Raw genomic sequence first — 21,538 nt, forward strand, 5'->3', positions numbered from 1 at the left:
GTCTGCTCCTTAACGTCCAAGATATTTTTCAATGACATCTTCATTGGCTTGGACTTCGGCCAATGTACCCTCGGCCAAAATCGCACCTTGCGCCAACACGGTGACTTTTTCACTGATGGTGTCAATAAAGCTCATGTCATGTTCAACCACGATAAGGGTATGGTTCTTTTTCAACTCTAAACACAGCTCTGCGGTACGCTCTGTTTCAGCATCGGTCATCCCTGCTACAGGTTCATCCAGCAGAATCAACTTTGGACGCTGCATCAGTAGCATGCCTATTTCTAACCACTGCTTTTGACCATGTGACAACAGCCCTGCCGGTTTATGAATCAATTCTTCTAAGCGGATTTGTGCTAAAGATTCGTCCAAGGCATTTTGCGCATCTGGATCAAGTTTGCTGAAAAAACTCTTTTTCACCCGTTTATCTTTCGGTGCAGCCAATAACAGGTTTTCCATCACGGTAAAATTTTCAAATACAGTAGGCTTTTGAAACTTACGACCGATCCCGGCTTCTGCAATTTGCTCTGTACTCATTTTTGCCAAATCATAGGTTTGCCCAAAAAAAGCCGAACCTGCTGTTGGGCGAGTTTTCCCCGTAATCACATCCATCAGCGTGGTTTTGCCTGCACCATTGGGACCAATGATGCAGCGCAGCTCACCTTCTTTGATATATAACGACAAATCATTTAATGCACGGAAAGAATCAAACCAGACACTGACTTTTTCTAAATACAAGGCAATCCCGTGACTGAAATCCGCACCCTGCTCCTTTGGTCGTCCATAACCTTCAGCAGCATGACCGCCATGCGGTTGAACCCATTGATCATTCATTCGCTGCGCTCCTTTTTAAACCGCTCTAATAACCCAATCACACCTTTTGGCAGAAATATCGTTACCACAATAAACAGCGCACCTAAAATCAATAGCCATGCCTCTGGATAAGCCACCGTGAAATAGGTCTTCACCCCATTGATTAAACCTGCACCCAAAATTGGGCCAATCAGCGTACCGCGTCCCCCTGCAGCCACCCACACCGCCATTTCAATCGAATTGACAGGGTTCATTTCACTCGGGTTAATAATGCCGACTTGAGGGACATACAGAGCACCAGCAATCCCTGCGATCACTGCTGACAACACCCATGCAGAGAGCTTGTACCATAAGGTGCGATAACCTAAATATTGCAAACGGTTTTCACTGTCACGAATTGCACCAAGTACGCGACCATAGGGTTTATTCATCAGGTGACGTAAACCGACAAAACAGACCAGCAAAGTCAGTGCAGTGAGGAAACACAAGGTTGCGCGCATTGGTGCAGAGGTAATATCTAGACCTAAGATGGTTTTAAAACCGGTAAAGCCGTTGTTACCGCCAAAGCCTGTTTCATTGCGGAAAAACAGTAGCGCAGCGGCAAAGGTCATGGCTTGGGTAATAATTGAAAAATACACGCCTTTAATTTTGGAGCGGAAGGCAAAGAAGCCAAAAATGAAGGCAATCAGTCCTGGGACCAAAACCACCAAAGCTAATGCCCACATGATATGTTCAGTGCCCATCCAGTACCACGGTAGCTCGGTCCAACTCAAAAAGCGCATAAAATCGGGTAAGCCATCGCCTGCCGCTTCACGCATGAGATACATGCCAAAGGCATAGCCGCCCAAGGCAAAGTACAGACCATGTCCCAAACTTAAAATGCCGGCATAGCCCCAAACCAAATCTAAGGCCAATGCCACCAAGGCGAGACACATAATCTTGCCAATGAGCGTGACCCAATACGCTGATAAATGCAGTGCTGAATCGGCTGGCAATACATGTAACCAAGGCAAAATCAGCAAAATGGCAAAGCACACGGCAATCGCCATACCGCTATAGGGTTTATCCGATAATAACGAAGTGATTTTCATGCGCTTACTCCACAAAACGGCCTTTGATGGCAAACAAACCTTGTGGACGTTTTTGAATAAACAAAATCACAAGAACCAGTAGAATAATTTTCGCTAAGACTGCACCCATGCCGATTTCCAGCACTGTGCCACTAACACCTAGACCTAATGCAGCCAGTACTGCGCCCCATACTTGGCCAACACCACCCACCACAACCACCAAGAACGCATCGATAATATAGTTTTGTCCTAAATCAGGACCGACATTGCCGACTTGTGCTAAGGCACAGCCTGCTAGACCTGCAAGCCCCGAACCTAAACCAAAAGCCATCATGTCAATACGGCTAGAACGGATACCCACGGCCTGTGCCATTTGACGGTTTTGCGTCACGGCACGAACAAATAAACCAAAGCGGGTTTTATTCAGCAAGTAAACCAGTAACAACAGTACCGCAACGGTAAAGCCAATAATGGCAATGCGGTTATAAGGCAGTATCAGACTCGGTGTCACAGCGATCCCTCCTGACAGCCATGAAATATTCGACACCTCAACGTTCTGCGCACCAAAAACCATGCGCACCAATTGCATCAAAATTAAGCTCACACCAAAGGTGGCTAATAGTGTTTCCAATTGACGGCCATACAAGGGACGAATAACAGTACGTTCAATCAACATGCCGATCAGAGCACTTACAATAAATGCGGCAGGAATCGCGGCAATGAGGTACCAATCGACATAGCTACTGAGATGACTCCTAAACAGGCTTTGCACCACATACGTGGTATAGGCCCCGATCATGATCAGTTCACCATGCGCCATGTTAATTACGCCTAGCAGACCATAAGTGATGGCTAGTCCCAACGCTGCAAGCAGTAAAATACTGGCCGTGCTGAGACCTGAAAAGACATGTCCAGTCCATTCACTCGCCTGAATCCGAGTTTTAATATTGCTCTTGGCTTCCGTCAGTGCAGCTTTTAACTCGGGATGCAGATTGGCTTGTTGTAATTCCTGCTCCACCATTGCCAACACATCGGGACGGTTAGAATCTTCCAGCACTTTGGCCGCCTGTATTTTTTGTAATACATCGGGGTTTTGATAATCCAAGCGTGCTTTGAGCTGCGCTAAACGGGCTTTAACTTTGTTATTTTTTTCATTTAAATACAATTGATTAATATTTTTAACATCCAACTCAGCCAAGTTATTTTCTAAAATATCGATCGCATCTAAACGCTGGTTTAAATCATCCGATTGCAGCTTTTCTTTCGCTTGCGCAAACGTTAAGGCTTTACGAAGGGTATTCACCAAGGTGACTTGAGATAAATCGGCAGGCCAATCCGTCACGGTTTGCAAATCTGGATAGCTCAATAATTTTTCGTCAGTTTCTAAAATATAGGTTTGACCGCTTTGACCACTATATAACTGGTCTTTTTCGACCAATGCGGCCAACTGATCTAAGGATTCAATATCGCCCGGCCATTGATTGAGTAAGCTGCGTCGCTCGGTAAAACTCCCGCGAACAAATTGCTGAATGGCGTCAACTTGCTGCACAGATTGCACCGTAGGCACCACATCCGCTGCTGTTTCTGCATGCACGATTTGCAGACAGAATAATTGACTCAGGAATAAAAAAAGGATCGGAAAATTGCGTAATTTTTTCATCTTATAAGCATCCCTATTGAGTAATAGAACAACCCCATCTAGGGATCACATCAAAAAAGGCCTGCTACACAATAGCAACAGGCATTCGGATTGAATTATTTAGGGATATACGGACTCCATGGCTCTGCAGCAATGGTTTTTGCAGTTTTGTGTACCACATCAAACTGACCATCGGCACGGATCTGACCAATCATGACTGGTTTATGCAAATGATGGTTCGACGCATCCATTTGCAAGGTATAGCCCGATGGAGCTTTAAATTCTTGGCCGGCCATAGCTTCACGCACTTTATCGACATCTGTGCTTCCTGCTTTTTCTACCGCTTGTTTCCACATATTGATGCCGACATAGGTAGCTTCCATCGGGTCATTGGTCACAAACTTGTCTGCATTTGGCAATTTGTATTCCACGGCATACTGCTTCATTTTATTGGTGAATTCAGTATTCATTGGATTTTTCACTGACATGAAGTAGTTCCACGATGCCAAGTGTCCGACCAGCGGCTTGGTGTCGATACCGCGTAATTCCTCTTCACCTACAGAGAACGCCATCACTGGAATGTCCGCAGCTTTGATGCCTTGGTTGCCCAATTCACGATAGAACGGCACATTTGAATCGCCGTTAATGGTCGAGATCACAGCAGTCTTTTTCCCTGCCGCAAACTTCTTCACATTGCCCACAATGGTTTGATAGTTGCTATGACCAAATGGCGTGTATTCTTCCATGATGTCTGCATCGGCAATGCCTTTTGACTTCAAGAATGCACGTAATATTTTGTTGGTAGTGCGTGGGTAAACATAGTCTGTGCCCAACAGTACAAAGCGTTCTGCCTTACCACCCTCTTCACTCATCAGATATTCGACAGCAGGAATCGCTTGCTGATTCGGTGCTGCACCTGTGTAGAAAATATTTTTAGATTGTTCCTGACCTTCATACTGAACAGGGTAGAACAATAAGCCATTTAATTCTTCAACCACGGGTAAAACCGACTTACGAGATACCGACGTCCAGCAACCAAAAATCACGGCTACTTTGTCTTGGGTAATCAACTGACGGGTTTTTTCCGCAAATAATGGCCAGTCCGATGCCGGATCCACCACCACAGGTTCTAGTTTTTTGCCCAATACCCCGCCATTGGCATTAATTTCATTAATCGCCATCAAGGCCGTATCTTTTAGAGAAGTTTCTGAGATCGCCATCGTGCCTGACAGCGAATGTAAGATCCCGACTTTAATAGTATCGCCACTTGCTGCAGCGGCTTTTGGTTCTGATGTAGCGCTTTCTGTTTTTTCTTCTGCAGGTTTTGAACAGCCCGTTAAAGCAATCGCCCCAGTCATCGTTGCCGCTAAAATACTTTTAGCAAATACATTGCGTTGAAACATTATTCACACTCCCAACCTAAGCTTGTAATTCACATTTTTAAAATGCATTTGTTGTCTTTCATCACAACAGAGCAATTCAATAACTGTGCCAAGCCTTATTTTTTATTTTGATTGAGTGCTTTTATTTATTTTTAAATGTTATTTTTCACATAGTTACAATCATAAAATTTGCTTTTAATTTTTTATGGGTCAATTCAAAAATCGTAAAATCACCGCAAAGATGCATACAAACTTGTATCCAACATTTGACCTATAATTGAACAATTTTGCGACGTTTTTCAAAAAACACGGTGTTTTAGCACACAAATCATGCAGCTTTTCCTAAATTTGAAGCAAAAAAAAACCACTTGCGTGGTTTTTTCCTTGTTGCAATTTTAAACCGCTAAATCGGCCAAATTACCCTTCTGTTCCAACCAATGCTTACGGTCTGAAGAGCGCTTCTTCGCCAATAATTTGTCGAGTAAACCTGAAGTAAACTGTACGTCATCCAAGTCTAGTTGCACCAAACGACGTGTATCGGGATCCATAGTCGTTTCACGCAGCTGACTCGCGTTCATCTCGCCTAGCCCTTTAAATCGTGTGATTTGAGGATTTTTGGTTTTACATTTCTTTAAGATGCTTTCTAGTTCATCTTCATCCAAGGCATAGTGCACATCTTTATTGTCATCTATACGGAACAGCGGTGGCATCGCCACAAACAGATGTCCTTCCTCAACCAAAGTATGGAAATGTTTGACGAATAGTGCGCAGAGTAAAGTCGCAATGTGCAAACCATCCGAGTCGGCATCGGCCAAAATACAAATTTTGCCATAACGTAATTCAGATAAGTCATCACTGCCCGGATCAACGCCAATGGCAATTGCAATATCGTGTACTTCTTGCGATGCCAAAACTTCGTCTGAAGACACTTCCCAAGTATTTAAAATCTTACCGCGGATCGGCATGATCGCTTGGAAGTTCTTATCACGTGCTTGCTTTGCAGAACCACCTGCAGAATCCCCTTCCACAATAAACAGTTCTGATTCTTCGAGGGTATGCCCCACACAGTCAGCCAATTTACCTGGTAAAGCTGGACCTGAAACAATCTTTTTACGTTCAACTTTTTTCGCAGCTTTTAAACGGCGACCGGCCTTGGCAATCACCATTTCTGCCAGTTGCATAGCAATATCGGAGTTTTGATTCAGCCACAGTGCAAAGGCATCTTTGGCAATATTTAACACCACACTAGAGGCTTCACGGCTTGAAAGTCGTTCTTTAGTTTGACCCGAAAATTGTGGCTCTTGGAATTTTAAAGACAGAATAAAGTTGACACCATCCCACACATCTTCGGCAGACAGCTTCATATTACGCGGCAACAAGTTACGTAATTCACAGAACTCACGAATCGCATCTGTCACACCCGAACGTAAACCGTTGACATGTGTACCGCCTTGCGCAGTTGGAATCAAATTGACATAACTTTCTTGAATCTGTTCGCCGCCTTCAACGTTCCAGCAAATGGCAAATTCAGCACTAGCACGTTCAGCTTCACCAGTCGCCACAAATGCAGGAACAGGAACGATGTCACGGTCTTGTAGCTCATCCATCAAATAGTCGACCAGACCATTTTCAAATTGCCATTCGATCTTTTCGTTGTTGATTTGATCGATATAAATAATCTGCAAGCCTGCCGCCAAAACAGCCTTGGCTTTTAAGTTGTGTTTTAAGGCTTTCAGCGCAAATTTAGGCGAATCAAAATATTTGGCTTCAGGCCAAAAATGCACGGTAGTACCCGTTGCACGTTTAGCGCATTTACCTTCCAACACCTCAAGCGGTGCCACAGGAACGCCATGTTCAAAGGCCATTTTATATAGATTGCCTTGACGCTGAACTTCCACTTCAACACGATCTGACAGTGCGTTCACCACCGAAATACCCACACCGTGTAAACCACCTGAGAATTGGTAGTTATCGGTACTGAACTTACCACCGGCATGTAATTTGGTCAGAATAATTTCAATCCCGCTTTGACCATACTCAGGATGAATATCAACAGGCATACCGCGTCCATTGTCTTCTACCGACAAAGAACCATCTTTATAAACCGTCACAGTAATTTTGTTGGCATGACCTGCAAGCGCTTCATCGACGGAGTTATCTATCACTTCCTGCGCCAAATGGTTTGGTCGTGTAGTGTCTGTATACATACCCGGACGGCGACGTACCGGATCTAGGCCAGATAAAACTTCAAGTGATTGAGCCGTATATTGCGTCACGTTGCAAAATTCCCTGCTTTTTTGGTTAAAACATTTCTTCAAGCGCTACAGTATATGCTTTTTTATTAAAATGCATATCTCTTGCGATCAGCCGCCATTTTCTTAAACAATTTAAACGTCAAATGATGTCGTAACTGCCTATTTTTGTATGTTGAATCTAGCTTATCAGCATTTGTATTGGATCATTTTATTTAGGCATATTTTTGACAGCATCAGATAAAAACTGCAAGAGCATCGGTATTTTTTCTGCAAAATCATCCATGCCATGTGTTCCACCCACCTCAGTGATCAGCATAGCCGTGCCGGCTTGAACCGCACTATAGAAATCAGCAGCATCACGATAATCCAAGGTTTCATCACCTTGTTGGAGCAAGACCAACAGTTGATCTGCATTTTCAACCTTAGATATAGCCAATGCCTGCATTTGATTGAGCTGTGCATCATCCAAGCACCACGTTTCAGTCACCTGATAAGGCAATGCCGTCTCGCCAAATAAATCACGAAATAATTGCCATGGATAGACCACAGGATTGATGAGCACCGCAGGAATGTGATGGCGTGCCATCAACTGCGTCGCATAAAAACCACCCAAACTACTCCCCCACTAAAACCACATCATCCAAACCTTCAATCAGCTCTGACATCTGCTGCATTACCTGTAGCGGTGGCATATTCAAATCTGGCAAATGCACGTGCACACCATTTAAGTCTGCGCAATGGCGCCGCAGTATCTGTCCTTTCACTGAATTTGAGTTACTTTGAAAACCATGCAAATACACAATATTCATCATTTTGATTCCAAATTGATCTTTAAATTGCTTTAAAAGTGGCATATAAGTGCTAACTACGTCACATTTTATAAATTTGAATTTTTAGTAAAATTGTCAGACAAAAGGCATTCACCGACAGGTCTGTTATCGGTATTGTAAAAGCTGTTCGTGAGAATTTTATAAAATAAACAATGAAACTTCAGGCTATTCCAGTAATAAATACAATCGAGGGATAGCATTGAATGTAAGGATAGGAACATTATGCCTAGCTTAACACCATTGCATGAAACCTATTGTAAATGGGACCGCACTCCACCCAGTCAAGCAGATGTGCTGGAAGGTTTGGCACAACTCGTGACAATGCGTTTTAGTGATGTCGTGCATGACTTGATCAAAAACATTCAACGTGAAATTTTAATCAGTATTTTTGGAATGAGCGAACAAGGCTCGAAAGCCTTTCATAAGCAGCCGACCATTGCACGGATTTATGAATTTTCTTACAACACCTTTTTCAATTATGGCAATTATTTACTCGCACCGACGCTGCGTAGCATTATTGAAAAATTCCCACGCTTACACGACAAACCCCTCACCCCGTCTTTACATTTTCTAGTAGGTGCGCTGAATGGGGTGCTGGGTGACTATTTACTGAAATATCACAACCCGATGGCCTTACCGATGGTGGTTTACGACCATTATGGTGCGGTACAAAAAGGCGAATTAAACGGTCGTATTACCCTGTTAATTCATGGGCTGTGCATGAATCATCTGTCATGGTCGACAGCCAAATATGGCGGCATTGGTGAAAAATTACTGTCACAACGTGACCACAACACCATGCTGTATTTAAATTACAACACGGGTCGTCGTATCTCGACCAATGGTCGCAGCCTTGCCAATACATTAGAAGATTTGGTCCGTCGCAACCCTGGTATTACCAGTATCGACTTAATTGGTCATAGTATGGGGGGCTTAGTGTCCCGTAGTGCCATTTTTTATGGCAAACAAAATATGTATCAATGGATTCATCAAGTCGAAAATCTAGTCTGCTTAGGCTCACCGCATCATGGTGCTGTGCTTGAACGTATCGGATTTCATCTGCAAGATCAATTGGGGCGTTTCCCTTTGGTCAAAATCGTGGGCCACGTGGTGAATATTCGCAGTAACGGCATTTTAGATTTGCGCTATGGCAGCGTGCGTGATGATGATTGGGAACATAATGATGTCCGTATTGGACTCATGGACGACAACCGTAAACCAGCCCCGATTCCATCGCATATCAATACCTACCTCGTGGCAGGGACCATCGAATATGAACATCGTCGCAATAAAACGCGACATGTGATTGGAGATTACTTGGTCAGTGTGAAAAGTGCGTTAGGAGAACACCCAAACCCACGCTACCAATTAAAAGTACCTGACTCACATAAAGCAATATTTTATGGCCTGAACCATTTTGAAATTCAGCATCACCCGCAAGTGGCTGAGCAAATCGTGCATTGGTTCTATCCAAATAATGACGATAAAGCTTGTGACCACATTTATGAATTTATGATGGACTTGGAAAGTATAGAAGGCATTGCCCTAACCTAAGGTAAAATTTCCACCATGTGTATACATAAAAAAGCCCTCAACTGAGGGCTTTTTTATGTATCACTAAATTAAAATTTATCACGTAAACGTGGCACTGGTCTGCTTGGGTATTTACGTAATAACTGCCAAAGGCTAAGCAAAGTTAAGACCGCAAAAAACACCAATGACCAAACCGGTAATGATTGCCCCAAGAAGGTCCAATCCACTTTGGCACATTCACCAGAGCCAGTCAGCACTTGCTCAAAGACCGATTTTAACGGCAGCGTTTCTACCCAATAATCCAGTCCTGGGCCACAACTCGGTACTTTGTCTGGCGGTAAATTTTGCAGCCAAATATGACGCGCAGCCACCCCAGCAGACCAAAGAATTGATAGTGTCCCCAACAATGCGTAAATGCGTTTACCCCAATTCGATGCTGGATTGTGAATCAATGCAATCAATGAAATGATGCCGAGTCCAATCAAACCAATACGTTGGAATACGCACAACGGACAAGGTTCTAAGCCTTGTACATGTTCTAAAAACAGCGCAAAAGACATACCGATCACGCTGGCTAAAAACAACAAACCACTCACGAAGCGGAAACTCCATTTCATGGTAAATCCTCTTAAAATTTTTTATCTGAAGTTTTTCAAATATTCTTCAAAACTCAAGGTACAGTCTTGCTCAAGTTCAGCCTGTTTTTCTAAAGACTGCTCAGCAGCTTGTGCAAAGTATGCAGCAGTTTCAGGGCTCAAGACATGCTGCTCATACACTTCAGCATGTTGTAAGGCCATAAAGCTACCAAAGCCCCAAGTTCCACCTTGTTCTAAAGTATCGCTAATCATACGTGCCGACAATGTTTCATCGACTTCATCGATGCGTGATTGCATCACAGCCATTGCCTGAGTGTAAATATCTGTATTGTAAGAATCATCCAGCAATTCAGCCAACGGTTGCATCGCAGCGACATGTGTACGACACCATGTTTCAATTGGAATCGCTTGCCCTTGCTGTAAAATCACTGCGTTTGGCGCACGACCACGGTTTACCACTTCCGCCTGATTTTTCTCAATTTCATTTTGTTCGGCATCTAACAATGCTGGACTGTCTTGCAATAAACAGTACAAAGCCACCACTTCGAGCAAGCCTGCCGTGTCTTCATTGATCCCAATCGGGCTATAAGGATTGACATCTACCGCGCGTAATTCAACATAACCTACGCCACGATTTTGCAGGGCTTCAGACGGTGTTTCACCATCCTGCGGCACTTGTTTCGGACGAACCAAACTGTAGTACTCATTTTCAATTTGCAATACATGGTCATTAATTTGAATCGGATCACCGTGTTCATCATTTAAACCTAAATGACTAAATGCGGCATACGGGGTATGCACCGCTTTTTGCAAACCTTCCAAATACGCCTGAATGTCGTTGTAGTGAATCCCTAACTGTTTTTGTGCTGAATTTTGATAGCCAAAATTTCCCATACGCAGTGCCGTCGCATAAGGTAAAAATAGCGTGCCTTTTAAAAGCGGTAACAGCTGATGTTCTCGTCCAGTCATAAAACATTTACACACCGACGGGCTCGCTCCAACCAAAAACATCACCAATGGCGTTAAACGAATAAAATTACGGATCAGGCCAAAATAACGATGACTGCGATAATCCTGTAAGCTCAATGCCTTGAGGGCGTCGTCAGTTTCGTGTTGTTGTAATGCTTCAAAGAAATGATCTGGGAAGGATAAATTATAATGCACCCCTGAAATGGTCTGCATCCGGCGACCATAACGCACCCCTAAACCACGACGGTACAAGGTTTTAAAACGTCCTATATTCGAGCTGCCATATTGCGCTAAACGAATACTGTCTTCGTCTTTATCCAACATGCATGGCATCGACAACGGCCAAAGTTTTTCACCATGTTCTAAATGCGTATGCGCAACAGCATGAATATCTTGCAGATAGTTCAACGCCTCTGTAATGGTTTCTTTTGGCGGCGTGATAAATTCCATCAAAGCTTCAGAATAGTCTGTCGTAATATGCGGATGAGTCAAAGCCGCACCCAAGGCTTGGGGATGGTCGGCCTGAGACAAGAAACCGTTGCTTTGCATACGTAAGCTTTCACGCTCAATACCGCGCAACATTCCTTTAATCAGCGAAGAATCTACCCAAGTCGGTAAAATGTCTTGAGAGGTCGATTCGGGTTGACTCATTGCTATCTCGCTTAAATGGAAGAAACTACTAAAATAAAATCATCAGTTTATATCAGTATAACGCGATTTGAAGTGGGCATATGACGCACTGTATAGTTTTGAGACAAACCGTGATTTTATTTTGGCAATTTTTTATCACAAACTTACTCTATATGACATTTGAAATTTGTGATTTTATAAACAAATATATGCTAATAATGCTTAAAACATATGAATTATCAAGATATTCTCGAATTTTGGTTTAACCCAGAAAATCAGCCTAATTGGTTCGCTAAAAGCAATAATTTTGATGTTTTAATCGAAAAAAAGTTTAAAGACATCCATCAAGCGGCCAGTCAAGCAGAACTGTGGCAATGGCGCACCACAGCCGAAGGTCGCTTGGCTGAAATTATTGTTTTAGATCAGTTTTCGCGAAATTTATTCCGTGACTCTGGCTTGGCTTTTGCCCAAGATGCACTGGCTTTGGCGCTTGCACAAGAAGCCATCGCGCAGGGTTTAGATCTACAATTAAGCCCTGAACAGCGCTCATTTTTATATATGCCCTTTATGCATAGCGAATCGACAAAAATCCATCAAAGCGCGTTAAAATTATTTGAGCAACTGGGCAATCCGATCAACTTAGAATTTGAAAAAAAGCATAAAGTGATTATCGATCGATTTGGACGTTACCCGCATCGCAATGCGGTATTGGGCAGAACATCTACAGCAGAGGAATTGGAATTTTTAACCCAGCCCAATTCTAGCTTTTAATTGACGGCTTTTGGCCAGTATCTCCCCTTGCCATGAACCGACTAAACAGGAGTATGCGCATGAACAAACTCATTATCGCAGCAGCCATAACCGCAGCACTGGGCCTCACCGGCTGTGCAAGCACCCCATCGAAGCCTTTAACCTTCGAACAATTGGGTCGTTATGCTGCAACGCCATTAAATGCTCAAAGCTATCGGATTAGCTTCCAAGCTAGACCCAATATGAGCTATGGCACTGCCGAAGAAATCACCTTGGTTAAAGCTGCTCAAACCACCCTACACAATGGCTTTCAATATTTTAAAGTCATGGATGACCCGAGTAACCGGAGTCAAAAACCGCCGCGCCAAGCGGTGATTTACCCAGACCCAATGCCTTATCCATATGGCTATTACCGTCGCCATCCCGGCTTTTGGCCAGGCCCGTTTTATGACGTTCCACAGGTGGTCACACTCGATCCGACTCAAGTTTCCTACAGTATTACTTGCTATAAAGATCGTGCCAAAGCCCCTCAGGATGCCTTTGATGCTCGCTTGATTTTGCAGTCACTCGGGGCTAAATATGGTTTAGACAGCCAAGGAAATCCTTTACCTGTAGCCGCTGAGCCTACCGCCAAATAAGTCAACCCATAGAGACCCGATCATTGATGAACCCAACTGAACAGCCCGCTGTTTCACCTAGTCTGCAACGCAGTAAACGCTTCGCCACGATTGCTTTGGTCGTGGCGGTGCTGGCGTGGATTACATTGATGATCGCAGCTAAATTGCTGCCTGAATACGTCTGGCTCATTCATATTTTGATGCTTTCAGCAGAAGCTGGAGTGGTTGGTGGTTTGGCAGACTGGTATGCGATAACCGTTTTATTTCGCAATCCCTTTGGTCGGATTCCGATTCCTAAATTTTTACGTGACCACACAGAAATTATTCCTCGTAATAAAGCACGCATTGCCGAGTCGATGGGCCGCTTTGTTCAGGAGAATTTTCTTTCACCACAAGTGGTTGAAAAAAGCTTAGCGGAGACGGATCTCTCTCTTGCCGTCGGGAAATGGTTGGCCAATCCGCACAATAATGCTCAAGTGACCCAAGTCATTCAGCAAACGGTACCGAAAATTTTCGAATTTGTCGGTCAGGAACAAATTGGACAATTTATCCAAAATAACAGCGTGCAATGGGTACGCAATACGCAAGTCAACCATCTTGCCAGTGAAATGCTACGGGCAGTTTTAGAAAATGACTTCCATCAAGATGTGTTACAGCGCGGGCTCGATTTAGCCCATGATTGGGTCACACAGCATCCAGAACAAACCCGCGACCTTTCACGCCAGTTGTTTAAAGAACTTGGGGTATGGAAGTTAGCTAAAGGCGCCAGCTGGATCGGCATTGATGTACAACAACGCACCATTGATTCATTGGTGAGCCGTGTCGAATCTATGTTGGCCGATCCAGAACATCCTTGGCGTCGAAAAATTGAAGAAATGGCACAGCAACTCATGCATGAGTTGGCAGACAATCAAAGTGTAGCCAGCCAACGTTTGAATAGCACCAAAGATGCCATGCTCGATAGTCCACAAATGTTGAATTTTATCAGTGGTGCAGTGGTGATTTTATGTGATGCGATTAAATCTGATCTACAAAAGCCGGACTCAGGTATTGCACAAAACCTACGCGTCGCCATTCAACAAGTGGGCGAAAATATTGTCTCTAACGTTGCTGTACGCCAATTGCTGAATGAAAAAATGAGTGATATTGCCATCAATCTCTCCGATCAATATAGCGAAAAAGTCATTCGGTTTATCAGTGAACGTATACATGAATGGGATTCACGTGAAATGATCGATAAGATCGAAAACGAAGTCGGTGGCGACTTGCATATGATTCGAGTCAATGGTGTCGTGGTCGGTGGTTTTATTGGCCTCGCACTGGGGATTATTCGTGCCTGTGTAGAATGGCTGCTTTAGCCGCCTGCAGCAGTCCTCCTCAAAGGAGATTGGCCGCAGGTTTGAGCTTTATGCGTAGAACCGTTAAACTTTGCCGATCCGAAAATTTAATAGAACAATAAAATCTATGCATTTACCTGCCATCTATACACTACCATTCATTCTAATCATCAGTAGCTTAAGCGCTTGCCAGACCATTTCCAAAACCAGTAGCACAGTCAGCGACAAAGTGATGGGCATGCTCGGTAAAGAAAAAGCCCCTGAAATCGATAAAAAAGGCACTGTCGATATCAGCAAAAGTACCCAACAACAGTTAGAAACCCTACTGACCAATATGCCGAAAAATCAGTGGGTCTATATTGAAAATGATCAACAAGGCACATCTACCCTCAAAAATAAATCGGCAGACAATTTCACCTTGAGCCTCAAATTGAATTGCAAAATCAGCACTCAGCGCCCTACTTTCAGTTTAAGCAATGCAGATGGCCAAGACATCCTAAAAGCACATGACACGAATGTGGGGCAAATTCAAATTTTGCTCGACAATAAAAACTTTGGAAATCCGTTTGAGATAGCCCATCAGCAAAAGTTCCAAAGCTTTAAAACCGCTGTCGGTCAGGCCAAAGTCATCAAAGTGTTTAATGCCTCAAAACTCTATACCTTCCAAAACAACAAAGCCGAATTACTCTCTAAAGCAGTAAGTTGTCGCGATAGCCTATAAATGTTTAAAGCGAAATGCAGTAAGTCACCGTTTTACTCAACTGTGACTTACATGCAGTCTTATTTTGCAGGTGGCTGTGGCCCTGACATATCGACCAACAGGCCTGTAAATTTTCGAACAAACGGCAATAAAATCAGCACAATGGGAAAAGCAATAGCCCAAGAAATCATCCAATTATGCAGCCATAGAGTCAGAAATCCCTCAAACCACCCTAAATTTCTGAGCATATTAATAAACGAAATAATACCGCTCATGAGACAGGATAAAATAAACGGCACAATAATCAGCGCCCAGCGTGCAGCTAACTTCGGCACATTGCCAAAAATTTTAGGGGTGGGTTGTGACATGTCCATATACTCAAGCAGTGATCCTGAATCGCTAAACTACTTATATCGTTTTACTTCGATATAAGCAATGCTTCACTTTTATCGAATATTTTTTATTCGCAACAAATGGGTTCACCTAAAGAGCCTGAAATTTGCTATATTTACCGTTTTTCTGCGACATTTATTTTTCGACTGATTATGAATACGGCAATACAAGCAGCGCTCGATCATGCAGTGCAATCCCTTCAAGCTGAAGGTGTACTCCCAACTGACTGGAACAATACTAGCAATTTGACCCGAACCAAAGACCGAAGCCACGGTGACTTTGCGTCAAACATTGCCATGATTGCCTCTAAAGCTGCAGGTATGAAGCCGCGTGATTTAGCCGAAAAAATTCTGGCAAATCTTCCAGAAGTCGCAGATATCAGCAAAGCAGAAATTGCAGGTCCTGGCTTTATTAACTTCTTTTTAAATGCTGACCAACGTTTTGCTGTCTTAGACCAAATTCAAGCTCAGAAAGATCAGTTCGGTCGCACTCAGGCCAATGCTGAAAAACGTGTTCAAGTGGAATTCGTTTCAGCCAACCCAACGTCTAGCCTACACGTTGGTCATGGTCGTGGCGCAGCTTACGGTATGACCGTTGCCAATCTTCTTGAAGCAACAGGTGCTAAAGTTGACCGTGAATACTATGTCAACGATGCTGGCCGTCAAATGGATATCTTGGCGACATCGACTTACTTGCGTTATTTAGAATTGACCGGTCAACAACTGGTCTTCCCTAAAAATGCATATCAAGGCGACTACGTTAAAGAAATCGCACAAAGCATTATCGACAAAGATGGTGATGCTTATGTACGCCCTGTTGCCGACATCTACAAAGATGTTCCTGAAGATGTGCAATATGCTGCTGAACTCGATAGCGAAGGCAATAAAGTCGTTGTTTCAGGCGATAAAGAAAAACACATTGATGGCCTAATTCATAATTCACAAAACCATTTGGCTGCGGGTTACCGTGTGTTCCATCAAGCTGCGCTGAAAGCCATTCTTGATGACATTAAAGATGACCTCGGTGAATTTGGCGTGACTTTCAATCAATGGTTCAGCGAAGCAACCTTGACTGAAAAAATTGATGAAGCATTACAAATGCTCGATCAACGTGGTTTCTTATACGAAAAAGATGGCAACATCTGGTTCAAATCAACTGATTTTGGTGATGAAAAAGACCGTGTTGTGAAACGTCGTAATGGTCAAACTACATACTTCGCATCCGACATTGCTTATCACTTAAATAAACTACAACGCGGCTATACCGATATCGTTGATATCTGGGGTTCAGACCACCACGGTTATATCGCACGTGTGAAAGCAGCGATTGATGCGCTTGGCTATGATTCTAAAAAATTGACCGTACTTTTGGTTCAATTTGTGAGCCTATGGCGTGGCGGCGAGATGGTTCAAATGTCATCTCGTTCAGGTCAATTCGTGACTTTACGCGACTTACGTAAAGAAGTAGGCAACGATGCTGCTCGTTTCTACTATGTCATGCGTAAATCAGAACAACACATTGACTTCGACTTAGACCTTGCTGTGTCTCAAAGCAAAGACAATGCGGTGTACTACATCCAATACGCACACGCACGTATCTGCCGTATGCTCGAAAAAGCCGCTGCGACAGACGTTCAATTCTCTGCTGAAGCTGCACGTCAATTTGCAGCTAAACTTGAGTTAGAAGCTGAAACTGAAGTTCTTGCTAAACTTGCGGCTTACCCTGAAATTGTGGTTCGTGCAGCAAACAGCTATGAACCACACCAAGTGGGTAACTACTTGAAAGAATTAGCGGCGTTGTTCCATGGTTGGTACAACGAAAATAAAGTCTTGGGTGATGATGCAGAACTGACTCAAGCGCGCTTATTACTGTCTGTAAACGTACAGCAAGTTTTACGCAATGGTCTTGAATTATTGGGTGTGAGTGCGCCTGAATCAATGTAAGCCATTCTTAGTATACGTTAGAATCCGTCCATGTATGAACCATATACATTGACGCCTATACAGGCTCTTTATGAGCCTGTATTTTCATGGATATTCAGTCATCTTTTAATGAAAACTTGAAGATGTTGAAATTGTGAAAATTAAACATAAACAGCATGACAGTCATGTAATATATAATAATCAGAACTTGGTTTTGGGTCAGTTCCCACTAGGTTCGTAACAATTACAATTAAAGAGGTTTCCTCGTGTTTGGAAAAACGCAACGCGGTGTATCAGAGCGGCCAAATCAGCCTAAAAAACCATTGATTCCTGCATGGTTAGGTACACTTGTGATCATTTTAATCGTGTTGAGTTTCTTGGTGGCCTTGATGTTATGGAAACCATGGGAGCCGGTAAAACCGAAAGGTCAAATTACCTCTGAACACTACCAAGAAGAAACCAATAAAGATTACCGTTTTTATGATCTGTTGCCTCAGCAACAAGTCACCCCGATTCCAGATCAAGCTGTGCCTGAAACAGATACCAAAGAAACCGTGGTGATCGTTGAAGCACCTGAAACGGCTACCACTGCACCGACTGAGCCGGGTATTGAAGCCACAGAAACAACACCTGCCCCTGCAAGCTATATTTTGCAAGTGCGTAGCTATGATGACCCTGACCAAGCCGATGCCCGTCGTGCAGAAATTATTTTAAATGGCTTATCTGCCGATGTGATCCAAAGTAATGAAAATGGCAAAGTTTGGTATCGCGTCGTGTCTGGCCCCTATGATTCACAAGAAGCTGCTGTGATTGCACAGCAAACTTTACGTCATAGCAGTATCGACTCGATTGTCGTAAAACGCTAAATTTTGCAATTAAAAAAAGCGCCTGATGGCGCTTTTTTTTATTCATTCCTTCAATAAAGGGAGGTTAGAAGGGATTCTTTTTTGAATACATCAGCTTAGCTCAAAAACCTCTCCCTAACCCTCTCCTAAAAGGAGAGGGAATTGCTTAAATGGTATGCCCTATAGCTTCGCCCATCACCACAGACGAGTTGGCTTTAAAGGTCGCATCCCATTGCATTTTGTTTTCTTCAAACAACACTACCGCTGTTGAACCTAAATAGAAACGGCCCAATTCTGCACCTTTTTCTAAAAATAAATCGTGTTGATTCAGTTCCAAACGCCCTGTAGGTTTAACTTTACCTGTAGCCACGGTTTCAATACCTGCCACGATCATTGCGCCCACTAATACAACCGCCATACGACCGACTTCTGTATCAAATAAGCAGACCATACGTTCATTACGGGCAAATAAACCCGGAATATTTTCAGCAGTGGTCTGGTTTACTGAGAACAATTCACCCGGTACATACAGGGTTTCTGTCAATGTTCCTGCAAATGGCATATGTACACGGTGGTAGTCTTTTGGTGACAAATAAACCGTAGCAAACTGCCCATTTTTAAACGGCTCTGCCAATTGTGGATCGGCAATCAGGTTTTCAACGGTGAACTTCTGCCCTTTGGCCTGAAATACGTCACCATTTTCAATTTTACCTAGTTGTGAAATCGCACCATCTGCGGGTGAAACAACACTGTTGGCATTTGCATCAACTACACGTACGCCTTCTTTTAAAGAACGAGTGAAAAATTCATTGAATGATTTAAATTTCAGGGCATTACTTTGCTCAGCAATCGACATGTCGATGCCATACTGTGCTTTAAATGCGGTAATCACAGCATTTTTCACCACAGGGTTTTCACTCGCAGCCAATTTACCGACGATACGTGATAATTTGTGCTGTGGAACAACACGCTGAGCTTGAATAAAAATTTGTTTTTTTAACTGAGATGTAAGGCTCAAGACGGCAACTCTCCGGTGATCACAGGACTATCGAGTCGGTTGCCCCACTCGCTCCACGCACCATCATAAGCTCGAATATTCCAACCGAGTAAACGTCCCAGTATATAAGCTAGGCCCGACCGATGATGGGACTGACAATATACCACCACAGGTTCGTTTAAATTGAATCCCAATTGTTCTAAGCGTTGTTGTGTGCGTTCTAAAGGATGCAATTTTAAATGATTTTCCCGGTTAAGGGCAGTACTCCATTCGAAATGTCGTGCCCCCGGAATGTGACCGCCGCGTCGCGCAGCCAAACGTAGGCCTGTATATTCATCTTCGGTACGGCAGTCCCATACTTGGATCTGCTCCTGCTGCACACGAGCCAATAGCTCATCATAATCTGTTTGATACTGAGCACGCGCCTCTGCACTTACTTCAACTAACGGGCTCACGGGTTCAAATTGCTCAATTTCAGACGAGGTCGGTAAGCCTGCCCCAAGCCAAGCATGGATGCCACCATTGAGGAGACTGGTATTTTCAAAACCGAGGCAATGTAAGTTCCAAATCAGTCGACCAGCCCATGCCCCACCTTCATCGTCATACACTACTACATGATGTTCTGGACTGATATTCAGATAGCTGATGAGCTGTTCTAAACCGGCTTGGTCAGGTAAAAGTCCCATCGCTTGTTCTTCTTGGCGCACTAACAGTTTCGGCTGCACATGCAGTGCATGTGGAACATGCAATTGGTCATACACCGAACGACGACTCAAATCGACGATCCGTAGTTTTTCATTGCCCAGATGTGGAACCAATTCTTCCGCTTCAATCAGCAGACCAAAATTCAGTGTAGATGCTGTCATCGTTGTTCGTGTTGTATTTTGTGCGATTAAATTCGATCTTAGCATAAGTCATTTTCACTATTATTCTGAATTTTTGCATTCCTTTAGCAATATTTTAGATATAAAAAAGCCGAATCATTGATTCGGCTTTTTTAGTTTTATCTAATGCTGTGTTTAAGCGCTAACTTCAGAGATGTCAAACACCTGACGCAGATACGCTAAGAAAGTATCATTATCCGTCATGGTTTTACCCGGACTATCTGAAATTTTTGCCACAGATTGACCATTACATTCAACCAGTTTCAGTACGATATTCAGCGCAGTTTGCCCCATATCATTGGTCAAGTTGGTGCCAATACCAAAACTCACTTGGAAACGGTCTTTGAAGTAATTATGCAAATCCCACGCTTTTTCGATATTTAGACCATCACTAAAGGTCAGCATTTTACTTTTGCTATCGACTTTAAGCTTTTTGTAATGTGCATAGGCTTTATCGCCCCATTCATACGGGTCGCCACTGTCATGACGTAAACCGTCGAATAGTTTGGCAAAGTACAAATCGAAGTCACGTAGGAACGCATCCATACCGACAACGTCCGTTAAGGCTATTCCTAAGTCACCACGGTATTCCTGCACCCATGTTTCTAGCGCAGACTTCTGGAAGTTACGTAGACGAACATCAAGCGCTTGGAATGCTTGTAGGAACTCATGCGCCATCGTACCAATTGGAGTAATGTTCAAGTCTTTGGCAATCAGAACATTACTTGTACCGCGGAAAATATACGGTGAAGCCTGATTTAATTCTTCAATTACATGCTTTTGCCATGCATAACTATAACGACGACGCGTGCCAAAATCAGAGACCAAGAATGGTGGATCATTTGGATTTTGCCGTGCTTCATACTGCTTCAGCAAGGCAATCTTATGTTGCAAACGGCGCTCACCTTCGGCTAAAACTTCGGGTGTACGAATACGTTGGAAATATAATTCATTGACGATGGCTAAAACAAAGATTTCAAACATCATCGCTTGAACCATTGGGCCTTCTACCCAAATGTCGAGTCGACCTTCATCATCAATACCCGCTTTAATAAAACGGCGTTTAAGCTGAAATAATTCAAGATAATCAACAAAATCGCTTTTAATAAAACGTAAACTGCGTAAATACTGCAATTCATCTTCTTTAAACTTCAACTGACAAAGCATGTCGAGCTGCATGTTTAAATCATCCAAAATTTCAACCAGTGGATAGGCTGTATCGTCCAAGTTACGGCAGCGAAAGTGATACACACTATGGGTTTGCGGAAATTTGTGTAACACCACCTGAAGCATGGTGAATTTATACAGATCTGTGTCTAATAAGGATTGGATGATTGGAGACATAAAGACTTTCAGTTTTTATCAACTCTTTGCATTAA

18 protein-coding genes and 1 pseudogene are annotated in these 21,538 nt (G+C 43.3%); 7 read left to right on the forward strand and 12 right to left on the reverse strand.

The window, feature by feature from the left end; translation table 11 throughout:
- Positions 1-9: 9 nt before the first annotated feature.
- The 6 genes and pseudogenes from urtD to FTU29_RS07005 form a co-directional block, all read right to left on the reverse strand.
- Positions 10-831, reverse strand: a complete 822-nt coding sequence (gene urtD / locus FTU29_RS06980) for an urea ABC transporter ATP-binding protein UrtD (protein WP_180121087.1) — start codon at positions 829-831, stop codon at positions 10-12.
- Complete coding sequence (gene urtC / locus FTU29_RS06985) at positions 828-1,901, reverse strand: urea ABC transporter permease subunit UrtC (RefSeq protein WP_180121088.1); 1,074 nt, start codon at positions 1,899-1,901, stop codon at positions 828-830. The genes urtD and urtC overlap by 4 nt, the downstream gene beginning before the upstream one ends.
- A gap of 4 nt (positions 1,902-1,905) precedes the next feature.
- Positions 1,906-3,540 carry an urea ABC transporter permease subunit UrtB gene (gene urtB / locus FTU29_RS06990; protein WP_180121090.1) on the reverse strand — a complete coding sequence of 545 codons (1,635 nt, stop codon included), beginning with the start codon at positions 3,538-3,540 and terminating at the stop codon, positions 1,906-1,908.
- 95 nt (positions 3,541-3,635) lie between these two features.
- Complete coding sequence (gene urtA, locus FTU29_RS06995) at positions 3,636-4,922, reverse strand: urea ABC transporter substrate-binding protein (RefSeq protein ID WP_180121092.1); 1,287 nt, start codon at positions 4,920-4,922, stop codon at positions 3,636-3,638.
- Positions 4,923-5,296: 374 nt separating this feature from the next.
- Complete coding sequence (gene parE / locus FTU29_RS07000) at positions 5,297-7,177, reverse strand: DNA topoisomerase IV subunit B (protein ID WP_180066486.1); 1,881 nt, start codon at positions 7,175-7,177, stop codon at positions 5,297-5,299.
- A gap of 187 nt (positions 7,178-7,364) precedes the next feature.
- Positions 7,365-7,965, reverse strand: a pseudogene (locus FTU29_RS07005) (YqiA/YcfP family alpha/beta fold hydrolase).
- A gap of 243 nt (positions 7,966-8,208) precedes the next feature.
- Here FTU29_RS07005 and FTU29_RS07010 point away from each other — a divergent pair.
- The gene (locus FTU29_RS07010; RefSeq protein WP_180121094.1) at positions 8,209-9,540 is read left to right on the forward strand and encodes an alpha/beta hydrolase; all 1,332 of its coding nucleotides are present in this window, start codon (positions 8,209-8,211) and stop codon (positions 9,538-9,540) included.
- A 68-nt stretch (positions 9,541-9,608) separates the two neighbouring features.
- Here the strand turns inward: FTU29_RS07010 and FTU29_RS07015 are convergent, their stop codons facing one another.
- Positions 9,609-10,136, reverse strand: coding sequence for a disulfide bond formation protein B (locus FTU29_RS07015; protein ID WP_180073350.1), 528 nt, complete (start codon positions 10,134-10,136; stop codon positions 9,609-9,611).
- Between the two features lie 21 nt (positions 10,137-10,157).
- Complete coding sequence (gene gshA, locus FTU29_RS07020) at positions 10,158-11,735, reverse strand: glutamate--cysteine ligase (protein ID WP_180121095.1); 1,578 nt, start codon at positions 11,733-11,735, stop codon at positions 10,158-10,160.
- Positions 11,736-11,945: 210 nt separating this feature from the next.
- On the opposite strand from gshA, the gene FTU29_RS07025 reads away from it, so the two are divergent.
- The 4 genes from FTU29_RS07025 (at position 11,946) to FTU29_RS07040 (ending at position 15,139) form a co-directional block, all read left to right on the forward strand.
- Positions 11,946-12,485: a DUF924 family protein gene (locus tag FTU29_RS07025; protein WP_078190604.1), complete on the forward strand. Its 540-nt coding sequence runs from the start codon at positions 11,946-11,948 to the stop codon at positions 12,483-12,485.
- Positions 12,486-12,544: 59 nt separating this feature from the next.
- Entirely contained in the window at positions 12,545-13,102 is a 558-nt protein-coding gene (locus FTU29_RS07030; protein ID WP_180121097.1) for a hypothetical protein, read from the forward strand.
- A gap of 26 nt (positions 13,103-13,128) precedes the next feature.
- Complete coding sequence (locus tag FTU29_RS07035) at positions 13,129-14,439, forward strand: DUF445 domain-containing protein (protein WP_180121099.1); 1,311 nt, start codon at positions 13,129-13,131, stop codon at positions 14,437-14,439.
- Between the two features lie 106 nt (positions 14,440-14,545).
- Entirely contained in the window at positions 14,546-15,139 is a 594-nt protein-coding gene (locus FTU29_RS07040) for a hypothetical protein (protein ID WP_180121101.1), read from the forward strand.
- Between the two features lie 59 nt (positions 15,140-15,198).
- Here the strand turns inward: FTU29_RS07040 and FTU29_RS07045 are convergent, their stop codons facing one another.
- Positions 15,199-15,486 carry a DUF2798 domain-containing protein gene (locus FTU29_RS07045; RefSeq protein WP_372491143.1) on the reverse strand — a complete coding sequence of 96 codons (288 nt, stop codon included), beginning with the start codon at positions 15,484-15,486 and terminating at the stop codon, positions 15,199-15,201.
- Between the two features lie 177 nt (positions 15,487-15,663).
- Between FTU29_RS07045 and argS the strand changes: the two genes are divergently transcribed.
- Both argS and FTU29_RS07055 read left to right on the forward strand, forming a co-directional pair.
- Positions 15,664-17,454, forward strand: coding sequence for an arginine--tRNA ligase (argS, locus tag FTU29_RS07050; protein ID WP_180024652.1), 1,791 nt, complete (start codon positions 15,664-15,666; stop codon positions 17,452-17,454).
- Between the two features lie 245 nt (positions 17,455-17,699).
- Positions 17,700-18,299, forward strand: coding sequence for an SPOR domain-containing protein (locus tag FTU29_RS07055; protein WP_180041413.1), 600 nt, complete (start codon positions 17,700-17,702; stop codon positions 18,297-18,299).
- Between the two features lie 145 nt (positions 18,300-18,444).
- Here FTU29_RS07055 and asd read toward each other — a convergent pair whose 3' ends face one another.
- From asd to pncB, 3 genes are all read right to left on the reverse strand, one after another.
- On the reverse strand, positions 18,445-19,296 hold the full coding sequence (gene asd / locus FTU29_RS07060) for an archaetidylserine decarboxylase (protein WP_180092672.1): 852 nt from the start codon (positions 19,294-19,296) through the stop codon (positions 18,445-18,447).
- The gene (locus FTU29_RS07065; protein ID WP_180121164.1) at positions 19,293-20,141 is read right to left on the reverse strand and encodes a sulfurtransferase; all 849 of its coding nucleotides are present in this window, start codon (positions 20,139-20,141) and stop codon (positions 19,293-19,295) included. Before FTU29_RS07065 ends, asd begins: the two co-directional genes overlap by 4 nt.
- Before the next feature lie 153 nt (positions 20,142-20,294).
- A complete protein-coding gene (gene pncB, locus FTU29_RS07070) occupies positions 20,295-21,503 on the reverse strand; it encodes a nicotinate phosphoribosyltransferase (RefSeq protein WP_111885113.1) in 1,209 nt (402 codons plus the stop codon).
- Positions 21,504-21,538: the final 35 nt, after the last annotated feature.

This window comes from Acinetobacter sp. YH12086 (assembly GCF_013419345.1).
GTDB lineage: Bacteria > Pseudomonadota > Gammaproteobacteria > Pseudomonadales > Moraxellaceae > Acinetobacter > Acinetobacter amyesii.

What these genes read in the sequence shown, in the direction of transcription:
- urtD (WP_180121087.1), bottom strand. Translation starts at nt 831, where the DNA reads ATGAATGATCAATGGGTTCAACCGCATGGCGGTCATGCTGCTGAAGGT.
- urtC (WP_180121088.1), bottom strand. Translation starts at nt 1,901, where the DNA reads ATGAAAATCACTTCGTTATTATCGGATAAACCCTATAGCGGTATGGCG.
- urtB (WP_180121090.1), bottom strand. Translation starts at nt 3,540, where the DNA reads ATGAAAAAATTACGCAATTTTCCGATCCTTTTTTTATTCCTGAGTCAA.
- urtA (WP_180121092.1), bottom strand. Translation starts at nt 4,922, where the DNA reads ATGTTTCAACGCAATGTATTTGCTAAAAGTATTTTAGCGGCAACGATG.
- FTU29_RS07010 (WP_180121094.1), top strand. Translation starts at nt 8,209, where the DNA reads ATGCCTAGCTTAACACCATTGCATGAAACCTATTGTAAATGGGACCGC.
- FTU29_RS07015 (WP_180073350.1), bottom strand. Translation starts at nt 10,136, where the DNA reads ATGAAATGGAGTTTCCGCTTCGTGAGTGGTTTGTTGTTTTTAGCCAGC.
- gshA (WP_180121095.1), bottom strand. Translation starts at nt 11,735, where the DNA reads ATGAGTCAACCCGAATCGACCTCTCAAGACATTTTACCGACTTGGGTA.
- FTU29_RS07025 (WP_078190604.1), top strand. Translation starts at nt 11,946, where the DNA reads ATGAATTATCAAGATATTCTCGAATTTTGGTTTAACCCAGAAAATCAG.
- FTU29_RS07030 (WP_180121097.1), top strand. Translation starts at nt 12,545, where the DNA reads ATGAACAAACTCATTATCGCAGCAGCCATAACCGCAGCACTGGGCCTC.
- FTU29_RS07035 (WP_180121099.1), top strand. Translation starts at nt 13,129, where the DNA reads ATGAACCCAACTGAACAGCCCGCTGTTTCACCTAGTCTGCAACGCAGT.
- FTU29_RS07040 (WP_180121101.1), top strand. Translation starts at nt 14,546, where the DNA reads ATGCATTTACCTGCCATCTATACACTACCATTCATTCTAATCATCAGT.
- FTU29_RS07045 (WP_372491143.1), bottom strand. Translation starts at nt 15,486, where the DNA reads ATGTCACAACCCACCCCTAAAATTTTTGGCAATGTGCCGAAGTTAGCT.
- argS (WP_180024652.1), top strand. Translation starts at nt 15,664, where the DNA reads ATGAATACGGCAATACAAGCAGCGCTCGATCATGCAGTGCAATCCCTT.
- FTU29_RS07065 (WP_180121164.1), bottom strand. Translation starts at nt 20,141, where the DNA reads ATGACAGCATCTACACTGAATTTTGGTCTGCTGATTGAAGCGGAAGAA.
- pncB (WP_111885113.1), bottom strand. Translation starts at nt 21,503, where the DNA reads ATGTCTCCAATCATCCAATCCTTATTAGACACAGATCTGTATAAATTC.